20 protein-coding genes are annotated in these 20,259 nt (G+C 63.1%); 9 read left to right on the top strand and 11 right to left on the bottom strand.

The window, feature by feature from the left end; translation table 11 throughout:
• Positions 1-20: 20 nt before the first annotated feature.
• The 7 genes from kdsA to DT068_RS20365 all read right to left on the bottom strand — a co-directional run bounded on the left by kdsA (position 21) and on the right by DT068_RS20365 (position 7,411).
• Positions 21-851, bottom strand: a complete 831-nt coding sequence (gene kdsA, locus DT068_RS20395) for a 3-deoxy-8-phosphooctulonate synthase (RefSeq protein ID WP_119391733.1) — start codon at positions 849-851, stop codon at positions 21-23.
• Complete coding sequence (locus DT068_RS20390) at positions 848-1,285, bottom strand: PaaI family thioesterase (protein WP_119391732.1); 438 nt, start codon at positions 1,283-1,285, stop codon at positions 848-850. The genes kdsA and DT068_RS20390 overlap by 4 nt, the downstream gene beginning before the upstream one ends.
• Entirely contained in the window at positions 1,275-2,162 is an 888-nt protein-coding gene (locus DT068_RS20385) for a VOC family protein (protein WP_119391731.1), read from the bottom strand. Before DT068_RS20385 ends, DT068_RS20390 begins: the two co-directional genes overlap by 11 nt.
• Positions 2,159-4,564, bottom strand: coding sequence for a DUF3772 domain-containing protein (locus DT068_RS20380; RefSeq protein WP_119391730.1), 2,406 nt, complete (start codon positions 4,562-4,564; stop codon positions 2,159-2,161). The genes DT068_RS20385 and DT068_RS20380 overlap by 4 nt, the downstream gene beginning before the upstream one ends.
• A gap of 27 nt (positions 4,565-4,591) precedes the next feature.
• On the bottom strand, positions 4,592-6,220 hold the full coding sequence (pyrG, locus tag DT068_RS20375; RefSeq protein WP_119391729.1) for a CTP synthase: 1,629 nt from the start codon (positions 6,218-6,220) through the stop codon (positions 4,592-4,594).
• 84 nt (positions 6,221-6,304) lie between these two features.
• Positions 6,305-6,715 (bottom strand): preprotein translocase subunit SecG, encoded by a 411-nt coding sequence (gene secG, locus DT068_RS20370; RefSeq protein ID WP_119391728.1) that lies wholly within the window; start codon positions 6,713-6,715, stop codon positions 6,305-6,307.
• A gap of 81 nt (positions 6,716-6,796) precedes the next feature.
• Entirely contained in the window at positions 6,797-7,411 is a 615-nt protein-coding gene (locus DT068_RS20365; RefSeq protein WP_119391727.1) for a TetR/AcrR family transcriptional regulator, read from the bottom strand.
• 86 nt (positions 7,412-7,497) lie between these two features.
• On the opposite strand from DT068_RS20365, the gene DT068_RS20360 reads away from it, so the two are divergent.
• On the top strand, positions 7,498-8,016 hold the full coding sequence (locus DT068_RS20360) for an anthrone oxygenase family protein (protein ID WP_119391726.1): 519 nt from the start codon (positions 7,498-7,500) through the stop codon (positions 8,014-8,016).
• On the opposite strand, the gene tpiA is transcribed toward DT068_RS20360, so the two are convergent.
• The gene (gene tpiA / locus DT068_RS20355; protein WP_119391725.1) at positions 8,000-8,737 is read right to left on the bottom strand and encodes a triose-phosphate isomerase; all 738 of its coding nucleotides are present in this window, start codon (positions 8,735-8,737) and stop codon (positions 8,000-8,002) included. The two genes, DT068_RS20360 and tpiA, sit on opposite strands and share 17 nt — an antisense overlap.
• A 133-nt stretch (positions 8,738-8,870) precedes the next feature.
• Here tpiA and DT068_RS20350 point away from each other — a divergent pair, with 133 nt between their 5' ends.
• The 8 genes from DT068_RS20350 (at position 8,871) to lexA (ending at position 17,601) form a co-directional block, all read left to right on the top strand.
• Positions 8,871-10,760 (top strand): peptidylprolyl isomerase, encoded by a 1,890-nt coding sequence (locus DT068_RS20350; protein WP_162914337.1) that lies wholly within the window; start codon positions 8,871-8,873, stop codon positions 10,758-10,760.
• A 39-nt stretch (positions 10,761-10,799) separates the two neighbouring features.
• Positions 10,800-12,320 carry an anthranilate synthase component I gene (gene trpE, locus DT068_RS20345; RefSeq protein WP_119391723.1) on the top strand — a complete coding sequence of 507 codons (1,521 nt, stop codon included), beginning with the start codon at positions 10,800-10,802 and terminating at the stop codon, positions 12,318-12,320.
• 238 nt (positions 12,321-12,558) lie between these two features.
• Positions 12,559-13,134, top strand: coding sequence for an anthranilate synthase component II (locus tag DT068_RS20340; protein ID WP_119391722.1), 576 nt, complete (start codon positions 12,559-12,561; stop codon positions 13,132-13,134).
• Positions 13,134-14,147 (top strand): anthranilate phosphoribosyltransferase, encoded by a 1,014-nt coding sequence (trpD, locus tag DT068_RS20335; RefSeq protein WP_119391721.1) that lies wholly within the window; start codon positions 13,134-13,136, stop codon positions 14,145-14,147. The genes DT068_RS20340 and trpD overlap by 1 nt, the downstream gene beginning before the upstream one ends.
• 153 nt (positions 14,148-14,300) lie before the next feature.
• Positions 14,301-15,095 (top strand): indole-3-glycerol phosphate synthase TrpC, encoded by a 795-nt coding sequence (trpC, locus tag DT068_RS20330; protein WP_119391720.1) that lies wholly within the window; start codon positions 14,301-14,303, stop codon positions 15,093-15,095.
• Positions 15,092-15,568: a cyclic pyranopterin monophosphate synthase MoaC gene (moaC, locus tag DT068_RS20325; RefSeq protein ID WP_119391719.1), complete on the top strand. Its 477-nt coding sequence runs from the start codon at positions 15,092-15,094 to the stop codon at positions 15,566-15,568. Before trpC ends, moaC begins: the two co-directional genes overlap by 4 nt.
• A 2-nt stretch (positions 15,569-15,570) precedes the next feature.
• Positions 15,571-16,779 carry a molybdopterin molybdotransferase MoeA gene (locus DT068_RS20320; RefSeq protein WP_119391718.1) on the top strand — a complete coding sequence of 403 codons (1,209 nt, stop codon included), beginning with the start codon at positions 15,571-15,573 and terminating at the stop codon, positions 16,777-16,779.
• Between the two features lie 114 nt (positions 16,780-16,893).
• Positions 16,894-17,601: a transcriptional repressor LexA gene (lexA, locus tag DT068_RS20315; protein ID WP_119391717.1), complete on the top strand. Its 708-nt coding sequence runs from the start codon at positions 16,894-16,896 to the stop codon at positions 17,599-17,601.
• 159 nt (positions 17,602-17,760) lie between these two features.
• On the opposite strand, the gene gatA is transcribed toward lexA, so the two are convergent.
• From gatA to DT068_RS20300, 3 genes are read right to left on the bottom strand one after another with little or no spacing between them, the layout of a single operon-like run.
• Positions 17,761-19,227: an Asp-tRNA(Asn)/Glu-tRNA(Gln) amidotransferase subunit GatA gene (gatA, locus tag DT068_RS20310; protein ID WP_119391716.1), complete on the bottom strand. Its 1,467-nt coding sequence runs from the start codon at positions 19,225-19,227 to the stop codon at positions 17,761-17,763.
• A gap of 4 nt (positions 19,228-19,231) precedes the next feature.
• Positions 19,232-19,519 carry an Asp-tRNA(Asn)/Glu-tRNA(Gln) amidotransferase subunit GatC gene (gene gatC, locus DT068_RS20305; RefSeq protein ID WP_119391715.1) on the bottom strand — a complete coding sequence of 96 codons (288 nt, stop codon included), beginning with the start codon at positions 19,517-19,519 and terminating at the stop codon, positions 19,232-19,234.
• A gap of 45 nt (positions 19,520-19,564) precedes the next feature.
• Positions 19,565-20,257, bottom strand: coding sequence for a GNAT family N-acetyltransferase (locus DT068_RS20300; protein ID WP_119391714.1), 693 nt, complete (start codon positions 20,255-20,257; stop codon positions 19,565-19,567).
• Positions 20,258-20,259 lie beyond the last annotated feature (2 nt).

Raw genomic sequence — 20,259 nt, 5'->3', positions numbered from 1 at the left:
TGACGATTGCAAGTCCGGTATTATTGCGCCTTGGCAATCCGGTCGAAGGCCATGAGCTGGCGCAACAGGCCCTCCATGCGATCGATCGGCACCATATTGGGGCCGTCGGACGGCGCATTGTCGGGATCCTCATGCGTTTCGATGAAGACGCCTGCGACTCCGACCGCAACGGCCGCCCTGGCGAGGACGGGAACGAAGCGGCGATCGCCGCCCGAGGATGTGCCCTGCCCACCCGGCTGCTGCACCGAATGGGTGGCATCGAAGACGACCGGGCAGCCGGTCTCGGCCATCACCGGCAGCGCGCGCATGTCGCTCACCAGCGTGTTGTAGCCGAAGGAGGCGCCGCGCTCGGTGAGGATGACATTGGGGTTGCCGCTCTCGACGATCTTGGTCGCGACATTCTTCATGTCCCAGGGCGCCAGGAACTGGCCTTTCTTCACATTCACCACCTTGCCGGTCTGGGCCGCGGCGATGAGGAGATCGGTCTGGCGCGACAGGAAAGCCGGGATCTGCAGTATGTCGACCACCGGAGCAAGCTCCGCACACTGATGATTCTCATGGACGTCGGTGAGGACCGGGAGGCCGAATTCCTTGCGGATGTCGGCGAAGACGGGCAGCGCCCGCTCGAGGCCGAGGCCGCGCCTGCCGGTCAGGCTGGTGCGGTTCGCCTTGTCGAAGGATGTCTTGTAGACGAGACCGATCTTGAGCCGCGTCGCGATCTCCTTGAGCCGGCCCGCCATCATGAAGGCATGGTCACGGCTCTCGAGCTGGCAGGGGCCGGCAATCAGGGTGAGCGGCAGCGCATTGCCGATCCTGAGCGCGCCGATCGCGACGGTGGTATTCGGTTTCATTCGTTATAGACCATGAAAGTGCCGGACCCGTGCGCATAGAGCTTGCCATTGGCATCGGTGATCCGGGCCTCGGCGGTCTGCACGCGCCGGCCGAAATGAATGACTTTCCCGGTGCAGGTCAAGCGTCCCGTTTCGGCGAAAATGCCGCGGACGAAATTGACCTTGAGCTCGATGGTGCCGAAATTCGCTTCCCGGCCGAGCCTGGAGAAGATGGCGCAACCCATGGCGCTGTCGAGAAGGGCTGCGGCATAGCCGCCATGGGTGCGCTGCTGCGGGTTATAGAATTTCCGCGAAGGGAAAGCCTCGAAAGTCGCTTCGCCGTCGCCGAGGCTGACGAGCTTCATATCGAGCAATTCGTTCAGGGGTGAACCGGCGCCCCGCCACCACCGCTCGATTTCTTCACGCTGCGTCAAGGTCTTATGATCATCGCTCATCCTCAGCGTCTTGCCGGTTCAGCGCGAAAAACGCAAGAGCACTACCGTTTACGTCAACTGACAACACGGCACGATGTGGCCCGTCTTTCTGCAAACTGAAGCGCGAGCTGGTGATGGCCTCGGCCAGCCTGGCTATTCGCCGCACGCCAATGGTGAATCCGCCGAAGCGCGGCCCGTTGCTCAATTCCGGCGCCGGGCGTCCGAAGCTTTTCTGGAAACCCTGCGGTGTCAGGCAGGTGATGTTGCCACGCGCTGTCCGCACCGTGATGCCCTCCTCGACCGTCCCTGCCGGAAACCCCGCGAAGGCGGACAGGAACGCGGCGTGCTCTTCCGGCTTTTCGGCCACCAGGCAGACCTCGAGAATCGTCAAAGCGCGATTGGCATGACGCTGGTAGTCGGGCTTCCAGAAATGCTGCGGCGCGTGCTGCTGGGTGGTGAAGAAGGCCACATCGGGCATTGCCGGATGGGTGACGAAAGCGAGCGAGAAGCCAACCGTCACTTCGCGCCCGTCCGGCAGGCGCGCTTTGCGCGAGAAGTCGAAGGGCTCGTAAGTCTTGAGGCCGGCCGCACGGAATGCGGCCACGTCGGCGCGCGCATCGGTCGAGTCGAGCGCCAGCATCGACAATCCTTCATGCCGGGACAGGAAGTCGCGATTGAAGGCGCCGAAGGAAAAGCGCTGCGCCTCGTGATCCGGGATCTTGCCCGCCTCGAAGACGCTCAGCAATTCGAAGAAGCAGCCTTCGAGCTGGATCAGGCTGTTGCCGGTGCCGAAAGGATGCTGGGCCTGCGGCGTCAAGGTGAAGCCGAGGCCAGAGAAGCTCTCGCGCATGCTTTCGTGGCTGCGGCCGCACAGAACGAGATGGTCGATGCCCTTCATGATTTTGCCGGCTTGGGCGGTTCGGCCGGCGATTGCGCCGCACCGACCGGCACATCGCGTACTATTGTCGGCATGTCGATACCGTTCTCCTTGAAAGCCGCGAGGATGGCGAAGCGGATGTCGCTTGCCACCACGCCGCCGCTCATGATGTCGCCGACAAAGGCCCGCAAATCGAAGATATAGCCTTGCGTGCCGAAATCGCGCATCACGACGGCGGGCTCGGGATGATAGAGTACGAGGGCATGGTCCTTGGCGGCCTTGAGGATGACCTCCCTGACCTTGACGGGATCGGCGCTGAGCGCCGCCGACACGGTCACCACGAAGCGGCCGATCGTGTCGCGATGCGTCCAGTTCTTCACCGGCTCGGTAATCAGCAGCGAATTCGGCACGATGATGGTGCAGTTGTCGAAGGTCTCGATCTCGGTCGAGCGCACATTGATCTGCTTGATCAGGCCTTCGGCTCCCTTGACGTCGACCCAGTCGCCGGCCCGCACCGGCCGCTCGGCGAGGAGGATGAGGCCCGACAGGAAATTGTTGACGATCGACTGCAGGCCGAAACCGATGCCGACGCCAAGCGCGCCGGCGACGATGGCGAGATTGGAGAAATCGAGCCCGGCGGCCGAAAGCGCGAAGCCGGTCGCCGCGACATAGCCCGTATAATTGGCGCCCTTCACGATCGAATCGCGGACGCCCGTATCTACCTTGGTCTGCGACAGGACGCGTGCGTTGAGCCAGCGTGTCACCAGCTTGGTAAGGCCGAAGCCGATCACCAGGATGGCGAAGATGAGCAGGATGCCCGACAGCGATATGCTGATGTCGCCGATCTTGAAGCTGTCGAAGGCACGGTCGATGAGGCTCGAGAAGCTGATCCAGGTCACCGTCCAGCTCAGGAACAGCAAGGGCAGCCCGACAAGGACCAGCGCCAGGTCGATGAAGGTGCGGAACAGCGTGCTGAGGCGCGAGATGCCGCGATCACCGAGGCCGGTGAGCCGGCGCAGGAACTGACCGAAGCTCGAGGCGCCATCGAGGCCCGACACGACGAGCGCATCGGACAGATGATGGATCAAGAGCAGTCCGACGACCAGGAAAGACGTGTCGACGATCTGCTCGGTGATGAAGCCGGCAAGCGCGGTATAGCCGAGAATGAGCGCGCCCAGCGATACCGCAAGCAGCAGCCAGACGGGCGGAACGAGCTGCCGGGCCCAGCCGAAATAGACCTCCCCGCCATGGGCGGCATTGGCGAGTCCTTCCTGGTTGCGCGTGACGATGAGGATCGCCGCGATGATGGCGATGAGAGCGATCGAGATCGAAGCGCCCTGCGCCACCGGAAAGGCATTCGGCAGATAGAGGACGCCGGAAATCTCGGTGAAGAAGTTCTTGGCCTGCGACAGGAAGGCAGCAACGCCGGCCATGAGCGCGAAGCGGCCGGCTGCTGTGTCGTCGAGATTGACGACCCGGTAAGCGGGATTGGCGGGCGCCGCCAGGCGATAGGCAAGCGCCGCGTATACGGCGGGGAAGAACAGCAGGTCGACGAGCGCCGAGAACATCTGCTCGAAACGCGCCGTGAAGATACCGGCGAGCTGGAAGCCGAGGAAGGTCGCGACGATGATTGCTGTGCCGACCACGGCGGTGAAGACGACGCCGCGCACGATGCGCCACAGACGGTCGGTATCGTCCGGCGGCTTGCGGACGAACAACGTGCTGCCATAGCGGCGGATGAACCAGCGGCGGATCAACCGATAGAAGAAGAACAGCATGCCAAGGAAGAGCGGCATGATGATGAGGACGATGAGATCGCCGGTGCGCGAGGCCTCGCCCCACCAGTTGACGAGGAGCTGGCCCAGCCGCGTGAAGAACACGCCGCTGGCGATCAGCCCGTCAAACCAGAGCGACGGGCTCAGAATCGAGCCGGTACGCTCCAGCAGCCGGCTCAGGAACTGGTCGCGCTGCAATTGCGCGGTGCGGTCGATCTGCTGGTCGGTCTCGACGGTGATGAGATCGAGCTGCGACTGCGCCGCCTTGATGCGGTTGAGACTGTTCTGCAGGTCGGTGCGCCGGGTAGCGATCTCGAGCGGCTCGGCGCTGCCGTCGGAAGGCGCGGGGCCGAGGCTCTTCAGCTGCTGGTCGACCTCGGCTGAAGGCCCGTTCAGGCTCTCGGACTGACGCACTGCGCTGGTGCGCAGATTGTCGAGCTGGCGGCGGAAATCGGTGAGCTGATCGGAAGTGAGCGTCGGCAACGCCAGTTCGTTCTGGATACGGGTCAGATCTTGCCGCAGCGACACCGCGGCACGCTCGGCCGCCCCTAAAATCGCCTGGTCGAACGCAAAAGCCTGGAGCGTCAGCAGAAGGAGGCCGCAAAAGGCAGCCAGGACATAACGAAGTCGCATGTCGATCGCGGTCATGGCGCGGTTTTACAATTGCCGGCGGCGTTATACCAGACGGCTCTGTTCGACGGCGGCGGCGATGAAGGAAGCGAAAAGCGGGTGCGGCTCGAAAGGTCTTGATTTGAGCTCGGGGTGATATTGCACACCAATGAACCAGGGATGATCGGGATATTCGATGGTTTCCGGCAACAGCCCGTCGGGCGACATGCCCGAGAACAGCATGCCCGCCTTCTCCAGCCTTTCGCGATAGGCGGTGTTGACCTCATAGCGGTGGCGATGGCGCTCGGAGATGCGGGTATCGCCATAGATGCCGGCGATCCTGCTGCCGGCCTTCAGCGCCGCCTGATAGGCGCCAAGCCGCATTGTGCCGCCGAGATCGCCGCCGGCGCGGCGGATTTCGAGCTCGTTGCCCTTCATCCATTCCGTCATGGTGCCGACCACGGGCTGCGACGTCTCGCCGAACTCGGTCGAGCTCGCATCGGCGATGCCGCACAGGCTCCTTGCCGCCTCGATGCAGGCCATCTGCATGCCGAAGCAGATGCCGAAATAAGGCACCTTGCGGATACGCGCGAAGGTCGCCGCCTTGATCTTGCCTTCCGAGCCCCGCTCACCGAAACCACCCGGCACCAGAATGCCGTGCACGCCTTCGAGATAAGGAGCGGGATCTTCCTTCTCGAATATCTCCGACTCGATCCATTCGAGCTTGACCTTGACCTTGTTGGCCACACCGCCATGCACCAGCGCTTCGTTGAGCGACTTATAGGCATCGAGCAAACCGGTATATTTGCCGACGACCGCGATCTTCACCTCGCCTTCCGGATTGGTGATGCGGTCCATGACCGTCTTCCAGCGCGACAGGTCGGGCTCGGGCGCGGTGGTGATACCGAAGGCGTCGAGCACTTCCTTGTCGAGGCCTTCGGCGTGATAGGCGCGCGGCACGTCATAGATGCTCTTCACATCGAGCGCCTGGATGACGGCGCTAGGCCTCACATTGCAGAAGAGCGCGATCTTACGGCGCTCATTGACCGGGATCTCGCGATCGGCGCGGCACAGGAGGATATCGGGCTGGATGCCGATCGAGCGCAGTTCCTTGACCGAATGCTGGGTTGGCTTGGTCTTGAGCTCGCCCGCGGTCGGGATATAGGGCAGCAGCGTCAGGTGGATGAAGATCGTCTGGCCGCGCGGCAGCTCGTTGCTGAGCTGGCGGATGGCCTCGAAGAACGGCAGGCCTTCGATGTCGCCCACCGTGCCGCCGATCTCGACGAGGACGAAATCATAGCCCTCATTGCCGGTGGTGACGAATTCCTTGATGGCGTCGGTCACGTGCGGGATGACCTGGACGGTGGCGCCCAGATAGTCGCCGCGCCGTTCCTTGGCGATGATGTCCTGATAGATGCGTCCGGTGGTGATATTGTCCTGCTTGTTGGCCGAGCGCCCGGTGAAGCGCTCATAATGGCCGAGATCGAGGTCGGTCTCCGCACCATCATCGGTGACGAAGACTTCGCCGTGCTGATAGGGGCTCATGGTCCCCGGATCGACATTGAGATAGGGATCGAGCTTGCGCAAACGCACGGAAAAACCACGCGCCTGGAGGAGCGCGCCGAGCGCCGCTGAAGCAAGACCCTTGCCGAGGGAGGAGACCACGCCGCCGGTGATGAAGATGTACCGCGCCATGGGCCCCTAATCTAACCTCTCATCCAAACGATTCGAAGCCCGGATTTTTGGGGTCCGGGCTTCTGTGGAAAGCTGTGAAACATCTTACTGTGAAACAGGTACTTGCGGCTGGCCGCTGTTGTTGCCGGTGCCGCCCTGGTTCTGGCTGCCACCCTGGTTCTGGCCGGAAGGCTGCAACTCGGGCAGCGCGCTGCCGCCCGTGCCGGCCGGCGCCTGCGTTCCGCCCTGGGTCTGCGGCGCGGTCGTGCGGTCGAAGATCGAGCCGCCGCCCGTATTCGTCGCCAGGAGCGTCAGGCCGATCGAGGTGATGAAGAAGATGACGGCCAGGATGGCGGTCGTCCGCGTCAAGGTGTTGCCCACGCCGCGGGCGGAGAACAGCGAACCGCCGCCACCCCCACCAATGCCGAGCGCGCCGCCTTCCGAGCGCTGCAGCAGGACCACGGCAATGAGCGCAATGGCAATGATCAGGTGAACGACAAGCAGGACGGTTTGCATCTCTAAAGTCCGGTTTCTGGAATTTCGGGGCAGCGTCTAGCGCGGATATGGGGTTGAGGCAACCCTCCGGCAAGCCGGGCCTCAGGGGGGCGCCGGCCGAGGCCGGTAGAGATGGACAAATCTCTCCACGGCCCTTTGTGCGATCCGGGCCGGAGCCTCCGCCCCGCCTTTGCCCTCGGGCATGCCGTGCAGCGCCATAATTTGGCGATCCGCGATCAGGAGGCCATAGACTGTGCGGTAGGCGTCCGACATGTCGGCGACAGAAATGGTGCCTTCATGATGCAGCCGCTCGATGAGTGAGATAATCTTCGGCGCCAAGCGTTCCTTCCCGCGTTTGATCAGTATGTGTGACAGCCTGCCGGTCGGATCGGACAACGCGGCACGATTTATCGCCAGCGAGCCTTCCGAGGTCAACAGACGCAGCAATTGCGCGCCAACCAGGGCCAATGCCTCCATAGCCGGCTGCGAGGGATCATTCTGCTGCAGCGCTGCATTGAGTGCCGTCGCCTGGCGGTCGATCAACGCCGCCAGAATGGCGTCGCGGTTCTCGAAGAGCAGGTAGAGCGTCTCCTTCGAGCACCTGGCCTCGCGCGCCAAAGCGGTGGTCGTCACGCCGGCGACGCCCCTTTCGCGTAATAGGCGCAACGCCGCCTCGAGAATGTCATCCCTGCGCTCGGGCGTAATCCTGGCCATCATTAAGCCTCCGCTATTTCAGTTGCGCAGATGAGTACCATACGGTACTCATAACAACAAGTACCGCCCAGTACTCATGGAGGGACACTATGCATCGGACATCGACAATCATCACCGGCATTCTCGCGGCAACGACCCTGGTGCTCGCCGGCGCCATTGCCGGCTTCTTCTATGCCTATTCGGTTTCGGTCATGCGCGGGCTCGATGCGGCCGATCCGCAGCACGCTATCGCCGCGATGCAAGGGATCAACGCGACCATCCGCAACGCCGCCTTCGCGCCCGCCTTTTTCGGCATGCCGGCCATGGCCGCATTGACCGGGCTGTTCTTGTTCATGACGCGGCAGCGGCCTGCGGCTGTTGCGATGGTGCTGGCCGTGGTGGTCTATCTGCTCGGCGCGCTTGTTCCGACCTTTGCCGTCAATGTTCCCCTGAACGATGCCCTCGCGAAGGCCATCACGCCCGCGGATGCGCAGGAGGCAGTAGCCATCTGGTCAAGCTATTCAGCACCCTGGACATGGTGGAACCATCTGCGCATGGCGTTCAGCACAGCGAGCCTTCTGCTTGTCGGCCTTGCCATATTTCTCTGCGGGCTCAGGCATAGGCCTTGATGATGCCGATGAAATCGGCGGCCTTGAGGCTGGCACCGCCGACCAGCGCGCCATTCACATTGGTAACCGCCATCAGCTCGGCCGCATTGGCGGGCTTAACCGAGCCGCCATAGAGGATGCGCATGTCGGGGTCGGTCTTGGTGCGGATGGAGGCATGGACTTCGGCGACCTCCACCGTGGTCGGTGTGAGGCCGGTGCCGATCGCCCAGACCGGCTCATAGGCGATGACCGTGTTGGCCGCATTCGCGCCTTCGGGAACCGAGCCCGCCAGCTGCCGCGATATCACCGCCAGCGTCTCGCCGTTCTTGCGGTGCGCCAGCGTCTCGCCGATGCAGATGATGGCAATGAGGCCGGCCCGGTGCGCGGCTTCCGCCTTCATGCGCACTGTCTCATCTGTCTCGCCATGGTCGGTGCGGCGCTCGGAATGGCCGACAATGACGGCGCCGCAGCCGACATCGGCGAGCATCTCCGCCGAAATATCGCCCGTATGGGCGCCATTGGCCTGCCCGTGGCAGTCCTGGCCGCCGAGCCTGATCCGGGTCCCCTTGAAGACCGGCTTGATGGTGCTGATCAGCGTCGCCGGCGGGCAGATCATGACCTCGCATTTGAGCCGGACGCCTTTCAGCATGCCGGCCAGCAGCCGCGCTTCCCTGAGCGACGCCGTCGTGCCGTTCATCTTCCAGTTGCCCGCCACCAGCGGCTTAGGTGATTTCTGAGCCATTTCAGTCCCCTACCCCATCGTTCGATTCCTCCTAGCAGAGCCAAGCTATGCTTGCGAGGCCTGATCCTCATCCCTATGATGCGCGCCGCTCCGGGGAGCTTGCCCCGGGGAATGTTTGCAAGAAGGTATGTTGATGCTCGACAGTATGCGCAATGCCGCCAAAAGCTGGGTGGCCAAAGTGCTCATGGGCCTCCTGGTCCTGAGCTTTGGCGTCTGGGGCATTGAAGATATGTTCCGCTTCAGCGCAACCTCGGCCCTCGCCACGGTCGGCGATCAGGATATTTCCAGCCAGCAGTTCACCGAATCCTTCCGGCGCTGGCTGCAGAACTACCAGCAGCAGACCGGTCAGACGATCACGCCCGAGCAGGCGCGTCTTCTGGGTCTCGACCGCCAGTTCCTGAACGGCATGATCCGCGATGCGGCGCTCGATGCCGAAGCGGACAAGATGAAGCTCGCGGTCTCGGACAACCAGCTCGCCGACATCATCAGGGCCAATCCCCTCTTCCATGATGCGCAGGGCAATTTCGATCCGCGCCGGTTTGCCGAGGTTCTGCGCCAGAACGGCCTGAACGAGGCCGCTTATCTCGCCAGCGAGCGCCAGCGGTTCCTGCGCGGCTCACTTGCCGATACCGTCCAGGCCAATTTCGTCGCGCCCAATACGCTGAAGGAGGCGGTCTATCGGCATCGCAACGAGCAGCGCGACGCGCGCTATTTCGTGCTGCGACCGGCTGAGCAGGACATTCCGGCGCCGAGCGAGCAGGACCTCAAGACGCAGTGGGAGAAGAACAGCGCCCAATATACGGCGCCCGAATATCGCGTGATCGCGGTGATCAAGGCCGACCCCGAGGATCTGGCGCCCGCCATCCAGATTCCCGACACCGAGCTCCAGGCCGCCTATGACAAATACAAGCTCGACTATTTCAAGCCGGAGACCCGGGCTATCCTGCAGATCCCCTTCCCTTCGGTCGATGAAGCGAAGAAGGCCAAGGAGCGCATCGCCGCCGGCACGGACTTTCTGGCGCTCGCCAGGGAACGTGGGCTCACCGATGCCGATGCCTCGCTGGGCGAGCTCAGCAAGGACAAGATCTTCGATTCGATCATTGCCGACGCCGCCTTCGGCCTGGCCCAGGACCAGGTGAGTGACCCGGTGCAGGGCAAGCTTTCGGTCGTGCTGCTCAAGGTGACGAAGATCACGCCGGAAAAGCAGTCGACGCTCGATGAGGTGAAGCCCGAGCTCACCTCGCGGCTTCAGCTCGAGAAGGCGCGCAGCGCCGTCCAGACCACCTATGACACGATAGAGGATGCGCGCGCCCAGCAGAAATCCTTCGAGGACATCGCCAAGGAGGTCAATCTCAAGCTGGTGATCACCCCGCCGGTCGACGCCCAGGGCCTCGGCAAGGACGGCAAGGAAGTCGATGTTCCGTTCAAGAACAATGTGCTCAAGCAGTCCTTCGAGAGCGACACGGGCGTCGAGAACGACGTGCTGACGACACCATCCGGCGGCTTTGTCTGGTATGAGGTTCGCGAAGTGACGCCCTCGGCGGTGAAGCCCTTCGATATGGTGAAGGCTCAGGTCGAAAGCGACTGGAAGGCGCAGAAGCTGCGAGAAGTGGCGCTCGAAAAGGCCAAGCAGATGGTCGAGCGTGCCCGCAACGGCACGGGCTTCGAGGCGCTTGCCGGCGAGGCCAAAGCCGAGATCAAGACGGTCCTGGGCCTTAAACGCAACGAGACGACCAATGAATTCGATCAGCAGGCCGTAGCGGCGCTGTTCATGGTTTCCGAAAACGGCTTCGCCTATGCGCTCGAAGGCGACGGCAAGGGTGCGAAGGTCATGCAATCTCAGGCCGTCCTCATCCCGACCTTCGATCCCAATTCCGAAGAGGCGAAGACCATCAGCAAGGCGCTCTCCGATGGCGCCGGCGGCAATCTGGCGGCAGGCTATGCGGCCGATGTTCAGAACGAAGTCGGGGTCTATGTAGACGAGAATATGTGGCGACAGGTCACGGGCGCGAACGCTAACTGATGTCACCCCCTGAAGGCACACTTATCTTGGTCTACTCTCATGCAAGTCATTCCCGAATTCGACGCGTTCCGGCGCGTCTATGAGCTGGGCGAAGCCCAGATTCTGTCCACCCGCCTCGTCGCGGACCTCGAAACCCCCGTCTCGGCAATGCTCAAGCTCGCACGCAATGCGCGCTATTCGTTCCTGCTCGAGTCGGTCGAAGGCGGCGCGGTGCGCGGGCGCTATTCCATCATCGGCATGCGGCCCGACGTCATCTGGAAGGTCGAGGGCCGCAAGGCCCTGATCAACCGGCGCGCATTGTTCAATCCGGATGGCCCGTTCGAGACGGTCGACCTCGATCCGCTGCCGGCGCTCAGGGCCCTCCTCAAGGAAAGCCGCATTGCGCTGCCCAAGGATGCGCCCCCCATGGCCGCCGGTGTCTTCGGTTATATGGGCTATGACATGGTGCGGCTGATGGAGGAGCTTCCCGCCCCCAATACGGATGTCGTCGGGCTTCCCGACAGCATGCTGATCCGGCCGACTATCATGGCGATCTTCGATTCGGTGAAGGACGATGTGACGGTGGTGACGCCGGTCTATCCGGAAGGCGATGTCAGCGCCAAGGCGGCTTACGCGCGCGCCATGGAGCGCCTCTCCTATGTGGTCGAGGCACTCGACCGGCCGCTCGATCATGGCATGATGGGCCGCGCCGATGTCCCGCCGATAGGAGAGACCCGCTCGAATACATCGCCTGCGGACTATATGGGCATGGTGGAGAAGGCCAAGGACTATATCGCGGCCGGCGACATCTTCCAGGTGGTGCTGTCGCAGCGTTTCGAGGCCGACTTCTCGCTGCCGCCCTTTGCGCTCTATCGATCGCTCAGGCGCGTCAATCCCTCGCCCTTCCTCTATTATCTCGACTTCGACCGCTTCGCGATCATCGGCTCATCGCCTGAGATCCTGGTCCGGGTGCGCGACGGCAAGGTCACCATCCGTCCGATCGCCGGCACGAGAAGGCGCGGCGAGACGCCGAGCGAGGACCGGGCCCTTTCGGAAGAACTGCTTGCCGATCCCAAGGAGAGAGCCGAACATCTGATGCTGCTCGATCTCGGCCGCAACGATGTCGGGCGCGTCGCCAGCATCGGCTCGATCAAGGTGACGGACCAGTTCATCCTCGAATATTACAGCCACGTGATGCATATCGTGTCCAATGTCGAAGGCGAGCTCGCGTCCAAATATGACGCGATCGACGCGCTGGTCGCGGGCTTCCCGGCCGGCACCGTGTCGGGGGCGCCGAAAGTGCGGGCCATGCAGATCATCGATGAGCTCGAGCATGAGAAGCGCGGCGCCTATGCGGGCTGCGCCGGCTATTTCTCGGCCGATGGCGACATGGACACCTGCATCATGCTGCGCACTGCCATCGTGAAGAACGGCAAGATGTATGTGCAGGCGGGCGCCGGTATCGTGGCAGACAGCGTGCCTGAGTCCGAGCATGCGGAATGTGTGAACAAGGCCAAGGCGCTGTTCCGCGCCGCCGATGACGCGGTCCGCTTCGCCGGCCGCGCCGGGAGGGGCCAATGATGAACACTCGTCGCCACATGCAACCTCCGTGTGAGCTTCCCCTTCTCCCGCTTGCGGGAGAAGGTGCCCAACGGGCGGATGAGGGTGTTCTCTCCGCCTGCGAAGATCATTCAGACGCCTTGCCCTGCGCTAATCCTCGCGCAGTGAGCGCACTGCACCAACACCCTCATCCGGCCTGTCGGCCACCTTCTCCCGCAAGCGGGAGAAGGGGAAAATTCGGTGAGAGGAGACATCAATCATGATCATCCTCATCGACAACTACGACAGCTTCACCTTCAATCTCTATCACTTCCTGGGCGATCTCGGCGCCGAGACGGTCGTGCATCGCAACGACAAGATCAGCGTCGGCCAGGTTCTCTCGGCGAGGCCCAAGGCGATCGTGCTGTCGCCTGGGCCCTGCACGCCCAACGAAGCCGGCATCTGCCTGGATTTGATCGACAAGGCGCAGGACGAGGTGCCGATCCTCGGCGTCTGCCTCGGCCATCAGGCAATCGGCCAGGCCTTCGGCGGCAGGGTGATCCGGGCGCCCAAGCTGATGCATGGCAAGATGTCGGCCATCCATCACGGGGCAAAAGGCATCTTCGCTTCGGTCCCGGACGATTTCGCCGCGACGCGCTATCATTCGCTGATCGTGGAGCGGGAGACCCTGCCCGAAAGCCTCGAGATCACGGCGGAGACGGAGGATGGCATCATCATGGGGCTGCAGCACAAGACCAAGCCGATCCATGGAGTACAGTTCCATCCGGAAAGCATTGCCTCCGAGCATGGCCACGCTCTATTGAAGAACTTCCTCGAACAGACGGGGGAAATCTGATGGCAGACCTCAAACCTCTCATCGCCAAGGCCGCCAATGGCCAGGCGCTGACGCGCGCCGAAGCGCGCGATGCCTTCGATGTGCTGATGTCGGGCGAAGCGACGCCGTCGCAGATCGGCGGCTTCCTCATGGCGCTCAGGGTCCGCGGCGAAACGGTCGACGAGATCACCGGCGCCGTCGAGATCATGCGCGAGAAGATGACCAAGGTCGAGGCGCCCAAGGACGCGATCGATATTGTCGGCACCGGCGGCGATGCGTCGGGCTCCTACAATATCTCGACCTGCGCCGCCTTCGTCACCGCCGGCGCCGGGCTCAAGATCGCCAAGCACGGCAACCGGGCGCTGTCGTCGAAATCGGGCTCCGCCGATGTGCTGACAGCACTCGGCGTCAAGATCGATCTCGCGCCGGAAGCGATCGGGCGCTGCATCAAGGAAGCAGGTTGCGGCTTCATGTTCGCGCCGGCGCATCACGCCTCGATGAAGCATGTGGGACCGTCGCGCGTCGAACTCGGCACGCGGACTATCTTCAATCTCCTGGGCCCCCTCTCCAACCCGGCCGGCGTCAAGCGCCAGGTCACCGGCGTCTTCGCCAAGGCCTGGGTCGAGCCCCTCGCCCATGTGCTGAACAATCTGGGCTCCGAGCGCGTCTGGATCTGTCATGGCGAAGGTGGCTTCGATGAAATCGTGCCCTCAGGCACGACCTGGATCGCCGAATTGAAGGACGGCAAGGTGACGCTTGCCGAGATCAAGCCGGAAGATGTCGGCATTGCCCGCTCATCGGCGGAGGATCTCAAAGGTGGCGATGCGGCCCACAATGCCGAAGCGCTCAGAGGCGTGCTGGAGGGCAAGAAGAGCGCCTTCCGCGATGCCGCGGTGATGACGGCCGGGGCGGCCCTCCTCGTCGCCGGCAAGGCGAAGGACCTCAAGGAGGGCGTGGCGCAGGCGCAGAAATCCATCGATGGCGGCGGCGCCCGCGGCGTGCTCGAGAAACTGGTCAAAGTGTCGAATGCTTGAACGATTTCATACCACCCTTACCCGTCACCCCGGCGAATGCCGGGGCCGCCTGAATTCGTGCTACTCGAACAGCGCTGCGCGGATTGCGCTTATTGAATGGGTCCCGGCTTTCGCCGGGATGACGATAAGAGAGAGCGTGGGGCGGAGTATCTAATGCCGACCATCCTCGACAAGATCGCCGCCTATAAGCGCGAAGAGGTCGCCAAGGCCACGGCCGAGATCGCCGAGCGCGAGCTCGACGTCATGGCGCTCGATGCCCCGCCGGTGCGCGGCTTCAAGGCGGCGCTCGATGCGAAAATCGCCAAAGGCGAATGGGCTCTCATTGCCGAAATCAAAAAGGCAAGCCCTTCCAAGGGCTTGATCCGATCCGATTTCAATCCGCCGCAACTCGCCATGGCCTATGAGGATGGCGGAGCCGCCTGTCTTTCCGTCCTCACCGACACGCCGTCCTTCCAGGGGGCGCCTGAATATCTGGGGGCGGCGCGCGCGGTCACGGCGCTCCCCGCTTTGCGCAAGGATTTCATGCTCGATCCCTATCAGGTGGCGGAAGCACGCGCCTGGGGTGCCGACTGCATCCTCCTCATCATGGCAATGATCGATGACGGCCTCGCCTGCGAGCTCGAAGCGGCCGCCTTCGACTGGGGGATGGATGTGCTGGCGGAAGTGCATGACGAAAAGGAACTCGAGCGGGCGCTCAAGCTCTCGACCCCGCTCATCGGCATCAACAACCGCAACCTGCACACATTCGAGACGACGCTCGCGACGACCGAGAAACTGGCGCCGATGGTTCCCGGCGACCGGCTCATCGTCGGCGAAAGCGGCCTGTTCACGCCGGACGATCTCGCCAGGCTCGCCAAGGTCGGCGTCAATGCCTTTCTTATCGGCGAGAGCCTGATGCGCCAGGCCGATGTCGCCCAGGCAACCCGTGCTATCCTGACACGGCCATGAGCAAGCTCACCCATCTCGATGAAAAGGGCCAGGCCCGCATGGTCGATGTCTCGGCCAAGGACGTGACGACGCGTCTCGCGACCGCGCGGGGAACGATCTCCATGACGGCCGGGACGCTCGGCATGATCACCGAGGGTCGCGCCAAGAAGGGCGATGTGCTGGCGGCGGCCCGCATTGCCGGCATCATGGCGGCGAAGAAGACGCATGAGCTCATCCCGCTCTGTCATCCCCTGCTGATCTCGGGCGTGACGGTCGATTTCACACCTGATGTGAAGGCCAACGCCATCGAGGTCGAGGCGACCGTGAAGGTCGAAGGCAAGACGGGCGTCGAAATGGAGGCGCTCACCGCCGTCTCGGTCGCCTGCCTCACCATCTATGACATGTGCAAATCGGCCGACCGCGCCATGCGCATCGGCGATATCCGGCTCGTCGAGAAATCCGGCGGCAAGTCCGGACATTACTCAGCGGACTGACGATGGCCCTGATCCCGGTCACCGAGGCCAAGGAAAAGATCCTGAAAGGCGCCAGGCCGCTGGCGCGCGAGGATGTTCCCCTGCATCACTGCGCCGGCCGGGTGCTTGCCGCCGACATCAAGGCACGGCGCAACCAGCCGCCCTTCCCGGCTTCCGCCATGGACGGCTATGCGGTGCGCTTCGCCGATGTCGGGACGGCCCCCATACGCCTCAAGGTCATCGGCATGGCGCCGGCCGGCCACGGCTTCAGGGGGACGGTAAAGGCCGGTGAAGCCGTCCGCATCTTCACCGGCGCGCCGGTGCCCAAGGGGGCCGATACGGTCGTCATCCAGGAGAATGCCGACGCCAGCGGCGGTCAGGTTAACATCAACGTGCCGGCGCAGCGCCTGGGCCAGCATATCAGGCGCCAGGGGCTCGACTTCGCGAAGGGCCAGAGCCTGCTTCGCCGTGGAACCTTGCTGGGAGCCCGCGAGATCGGGCTGGCCGCAGCGATGAACTGGCCCCGTCTTCCGGTCACCCGCCGGCCAAAGGTGGCTATTTTCACCACCGGCGACGAGCTGGTTCGGCCCGGGCAATCGCCCAGACCCGACCAGATCGTCTCCTCGAACAGTTTTGCGCTTTCGGCCTTTGTGCGCCGTTTTGGCGCCGAGCCGGTCGATCTGGGGATTATCCCCGACAGGATTAACGCCATTTGCCGCGCCATTCGAAAAGCCCGGAGCGCAGATATCCTTCTGACGACCGGTGGCGCCTCAGTCGGGGATCATGACCTGGTGCAGGCTGCTCTCAAGGCAGAGGGCATAGGGCTCGATTTCTGGAAAATCGCGCTGAGGCCCGGGAAACCGCTCATGTTCGCCCGCGACGGCAAGAGGCGGATTATGGGCCTGCCGGGAAATCCCGTGTCAGCGCTCGTTTGCGCGCGGATTTTTCTCAAACCCCTCATTTTTGCCCTTCTGGGCCAGTCCGGCGATGCTGACGATACCGTCAAGGCCCGGCTCGGCGCGCCGCTGCCGGCTAACGACCTAAGACAGGATTATCTTCGGGCGCAAATCACCCGTGAAGCCGATGGCAGCTACCGGGCCACCTCCTTCCCGCTGCAGGATTCTTCGATGCAGCGCGCTTTGACCGAGGCCCAGGGCCTCATCATCCGCCCTCCCCATGCGCCGCAAGCCCATGAGGGCGACCTCGTGGATGTGATCCTGCTCGATTTTTGAACGACTGCCCAATTTAAGCTTGCCGAACTAAACGGGAACGGCTATTTTCGTTTAGGATTTGTTCCGAATCTTACTCGATAATTTCCCCGGAACGTTCTTTGAACAGGTCACGCCATGCTGACGCGCAAACAACTCGAACTGCTCCTCTTCATCAATGAACGCCTGAAGGAGGATGGGGTATCACCCTCTTTCGAGGAGATGAAGGATGCGCTCAACCTCCAGTCCAAATCCGGCATTCACCGGCTGATCCTCGCCCTCGAGGAACGCGGCTTCCTGCGCCGCATGCCAAACCGGGCCAGAGCGCTCGAGGTCATGAAGCTGCCGGACGCCCACAGCCCCAGCCTGTCGACCGCCAAGCGCCCGGGCTTCAGCCCCAATGTCATTGAAGGCAATCTCGGCAAGGTGAAGCCGATCCCCCATGCCGGCAACGGCAATCCGCGTGCCGCCATCGTGCCGGTCATGGGCCGCATCGCCGCCGGCGTGCCGATCTCGGCCATCCAGGATCATTCGCACAACATCACCGTGCCGCCCGAGATGCTGGGCTCGGGCGAGCATTTCGCTCTCGAGGTCAAGGGCGATTCGATGATCAATGCCGGCATCTTCGACGGCGACACGGTGCTCATCCGCAAAGGCGACAGCGCCACCAATGGCGACATCGTCGTGGCGCTCGTCGACAATGAGGAAGCGACCCTCAAGCGCATCCGCAAGAAGGGCGACTCGATCGCGCTCGAGGCGGCCAATCCGGCCTATGAGACGCGCATCTTCGGACCCGACCGGGTCAATGTGCAGGGACGCCTCGTCGGGCTCATCCGGAAATACTGAGATCGACTCCACGCCATCACTTCAGGTCGGCTCGGCCTGAAGTGATGGCGTTGGATTTCTGCTACGCAGCTATTTTGGTCTCGCAATAGCGCACCTGGTCGATGTCGACGCTCGGCAGGGATGCCGATGACCGGTGAGCGCATGTGGCTCACGGCCTGATCACCACCATTTCGGCGCTTCGAACTTGCCGGCCGCTTCCTCGATGGCATGGCCCACCTGGAACAAGGTGCCCTCATCGAAAGGCTTGCCGATGAGCTGCAGCCCCATGGGGAGCCCCTGCTCCGACAGGCCACCCGGCACCGAGATGCCCGGCAGGCCGGCCATGTTCACCGTCACCGTGAAGATGTCGTTCAAATACATCTGCACCGGATCGGTGATCTCGCCCGGCGCGAAAGCCGGGCTCGGGGTCGCGGGCGTCAGCACCACATCGACCTTGTCCCATGCCTTGTCGAAATCCTGCTTGATCAGTGTGCGGACCTTCTGGGCGCGCACATAATACGCATCGTAATAGCCGGCCGAGAGCACATAGGTGCCGATCATCACGCGCCGCTGCACCTCGCGGCCGAAGCCCGCGGCGCGGGTATTCTCATACATCGAAACGATGTCGTCGCCCGGCACGCGCAGGCCGTAGCGCACGCCGTCATAGCGGGCGAGGTTTGAGGAAGCCTCGGCCGGCGCCACGATGTAATAGGCGGGCAGCGCATATTTGGTGTGCGGCAAGGAGATCTCGACGATCTCGGCCCCCTGCTCCTTCAACCATTTGGCGCCCTTGTCCCACAAAGCATCGATCTCGGCGGGCGTGCCGTCGACCCGATATTCCCTCGGGATGCCGACGCGCAGGCCCTTGATCGGCTTGCCGATGACCGCCTCGTAATCGGGCACCGGGTGATCGACCGAGGTCGTATCCTTGGGGTCGACGCTTGCCATCGACTTGAGCAGGATCGCCGCGTCGCGCACATCACGCGCGATCGGTCCTGCCTGGTCCAGCGATGACGCGAAAGCGACGACGCCCCAGCGCGAGCAACGGCCATAGGTGGGCTTGATGCCGACCGTGCCGGTGAAGGCGGCGGGCTGGCGGATCGAGCCGCCGGTATCGGTGGCAGTGGCGCCGGCGCAGATATGGGCGGCAACGGCCGAGGCCGAGCCGCCGGAGGAGCCGCCCGGCACCAGCGCCGCGTTGGAATTCCTGCGGCGCCAGGGATTGATCACATTGCCGTAATAGCTGGTCTCGTTGGACGAGCCCATGGCGAACTCGTCCATATTGAGCTTGCCCAGCATGACGGCGCCGTCGCGCCACAGATTGCTGGTGACGGTCGATTCATAGGTCGGCTTGAAGCCATCGAGCACATGGCTCGCCGCCTGGGTATGGACACCCTTGGTGGCGAAGAGATCCTTGATGCCAAGCGGGATGCCTTCGAGGCTGCCGCCTTCGCCCTTGGCGAGGCGCGCATCGGACGCCGCCGCCATGGCGCGCGCCTGGTCCGGCGTCTCGACCACATAGGCATTGAGGATGCGGGCTTTCTCCATGGCGCCCAGATAGGCATCGGTCAGCTCGCGGGCGGAGAAGGATTTCTTCTTCAGGCCGTCACGCGCGGCGGAGATGGTGAGGGAGGTGAGAGAGGTCATAGGCTTATTCAACGACTTTCGGGACCATGAAGAACTCGTCTTCGGCGGCGGGCGCGTTCCGGGTCACGTCTTGCGGATAATTGCCATCGGTCACCACATCGGCGCGCTTCTTCATCTTCATGGCGACGACCGAGGTCAGAGGCTCGACGCCTTCGACATTGACCTCGTTCAGCTGCTCGATCCAGTGCAGGATCGAGTTGAGCTCGCCTTCGAGGCGCGGCACATCCGCCTCGCTCACCTTGATACGCGCCAGATGCGCAATACGCCGCACGGTTTTCTGATCGACCGACATTTTCAGGCTCTTTTTACGGAAACAGGGGCGCTCAATAACACCCGATCACTTGGGGAGCAACGGGCTCTTCTGCCGCCCCTTTTCGTCGAAATTCTCGTCCCGCAGCCAGGCCTGGAACCTCGCCATCATGGCCGGCCATTCGCTGTCGATCATGGCATACCAGGCGGTGTCGCGGTTGCGGCCCTTGACGATGTAATGCTGGCGGAAAATGCCCTCATAGATGAATCCAAAGCGCTCGGCCGCCTTGCGGGACGGCGCATTGAGAGAATGGCATTTCCACTCGAGACGCCGCACGCCCAGATCATCGAAGCAGTGGCGCATCATGAGATAGATCGCTTCCGTCGCCTCGCGCGTCTTCTGCAGGGCCGGTGACATCCAGATATGGCCGATCTCGATCACCCCATTGGCCTTGTCGAGACGCATGAAGGCGCCCATGCCGGCCGCTTTCCCGGTGTCGCGGCGGATGAAGGCATAGAACCAGGGATCGCGGCTCTCTTCCTGCTTGGCAAGCCAGACGACGAAGGCCTCGAAATCGGCGAAAGGCCCATAGCCCATATAGGTCCAGACGGCTCCTTCAGGATCGCTCGAGGCGAAAGAGTCATAGAGATCGCGACCATGCTGATCGGCGGAAACCGGCTCGAGCCTCACCCAGCGGCCGAAGAGCGGGCGCAGGTCGGGCGCCAGCCCCGGCGGCAGCGGATCGACAATGGGTCCCACAGGTCGTTTGCGGTCTGACATGG

The sequence above is a fragment of the Taklimakanibacter lacteus genome (assembly GCA_003576695.1).
Taxonomy (GTDB): Bacteria; Pseudomonadota; Alphaproteobacteria; order Rhizobiales; family Aestuariivirgaceae; genus Taklimakanibacter; species Taklimakanibacter lacteus.
The sequence above is the reverse complement of the archived record's forward strand: the minus strand, read 5'-3'. Positions and strand labels throughout refer to the sequence as shown.

Coding starts and splice junctions, on each gene's coding strand:
- DT068_RS20350 (WP_162914337.1), top strand. CDS start 8,871: ATGCTCGACAGTATGCGCAATGCCGCCAAAAGCTGGGTGGCCAAAGTG.
- DT068_RS20300 (WP_119391714.1), bottom strand. CDS start 20,257: ATGTCAGACCGCAAACGACCTGTGGGACCCATTGTCGATCCGCTGCCG.
- DT068_RS20380 (WP_119391730.1), bottom strand. CDS start 4,564: ATGACCGCGATCGACATGCGACTTCGTTATGTCCTGGCTGCCTTTTGC.
- DT068_RS20385 (WP_119391731.1), bottom strand. CDS start 2,162: ATGAAGGGCATCGACCATCTCGTTCTGTGCGGCCGCAGCCACGAAAGC.
- DT068_RS20365 (WP_119391727.1), bottom strand. CDS start 7,411: ATGATGGCCAGGATTACGCCCGAGCGCAGGGATGACATTCTCGAGGCG.
- gatA (WP_119391716.1), bottom strand. CDS start 19,227: ATGACCTCTCTCACCTCCCTCACCATCTCCGCCGCGCGTGACGGCCTG.
- gatC (WP_119391715.1), bottom strand. CDS start 19,519: ATGTCGGTCGATCAGAAAACCGTGCGGCGTATTGCGCATCTGGCGCGT.
- pyrG (WP_119391729.1), bottom strand. CDS start 6,220: ATGGCGCGGTACATCTTCATCACCGGCGGCGTGGTCTCCTCCCTCGGC.
- moaC (WP_119391719.1), top strand. CDS start 15,092: ATGAGCAAGCTCACCCATCTCGATGAAAAGGGCCAGGCCCGCATGGTC.
- kdsA (WP_119391733.1), bottom strand. CDS start 851: ATGAAACCGAATACCACCGTCGCGATCGGCGCGCTCAGGATCGGCAAT.
- trpD (WP_119391721.1), top strand. CDS start 13,134: ATGGCAGACCTCAAACCTCTCATCGCCAAGGCCGCCAATGGCCAGGCG.
- DT068_RS20320 (WP_119391718.1), top strand. CDS start 15,571: ATGGCCCTGATCCCGGTCACCGAGGCCAAGGAAAAGATCCTGAAAGGC.
- secG (WP_119391728.1), bottom strand. CDS start 6,715: ATGCAAACCGTCCTGCTTGTCGTTCACCTGATCATTGCCATTGCGCTC.
- DT068_RS20360 (WP_119391726.1), top strand. CDS start 7,498: ATGCATCGGACATCGACAATCATCACCGGCATTCTCGCGGCAACGACC.
- trpE (WP_119391723.1), top strand. CDS start 10,800: ATGCAAGTCATTCCCGAATTCGACGCGTTCCGGCGCGTCTATGAGCTG.
- DT068_RS20340 (WP_119391722.1), top strand. CDS start 12,559: ATGATCATCCTCATCGACAACTACGACAGCTTCACCTTCAATCTCTAT.
- lexA (WP_119391717.1), top strand. CDS start 16,894: ATGCTGACGCGCAAACAACTCGAACTGCTCCTCTTCATCAATGAACGC.
- tpiA (WP_119391725.1), bottom strand. CDS start 8,737: ATGGCTCAGAAATCACCTAAGCCGCTGGTGGCGGGCAACTGGAAGATG.
- DT068_RS20390 (WP_119391732.1), bottom strand. CDS start 1,285: ATGAGCGATGATCATAAGACCTTGACGCAGCGTGAAGAAATCGAGCGG.
- trpC (WP_119391720.1), top strand. CDS start 14,301: ATGCCGACCATCCTCGACAAGATCGCCGCCTATAAGCGCGAAGAGGTC.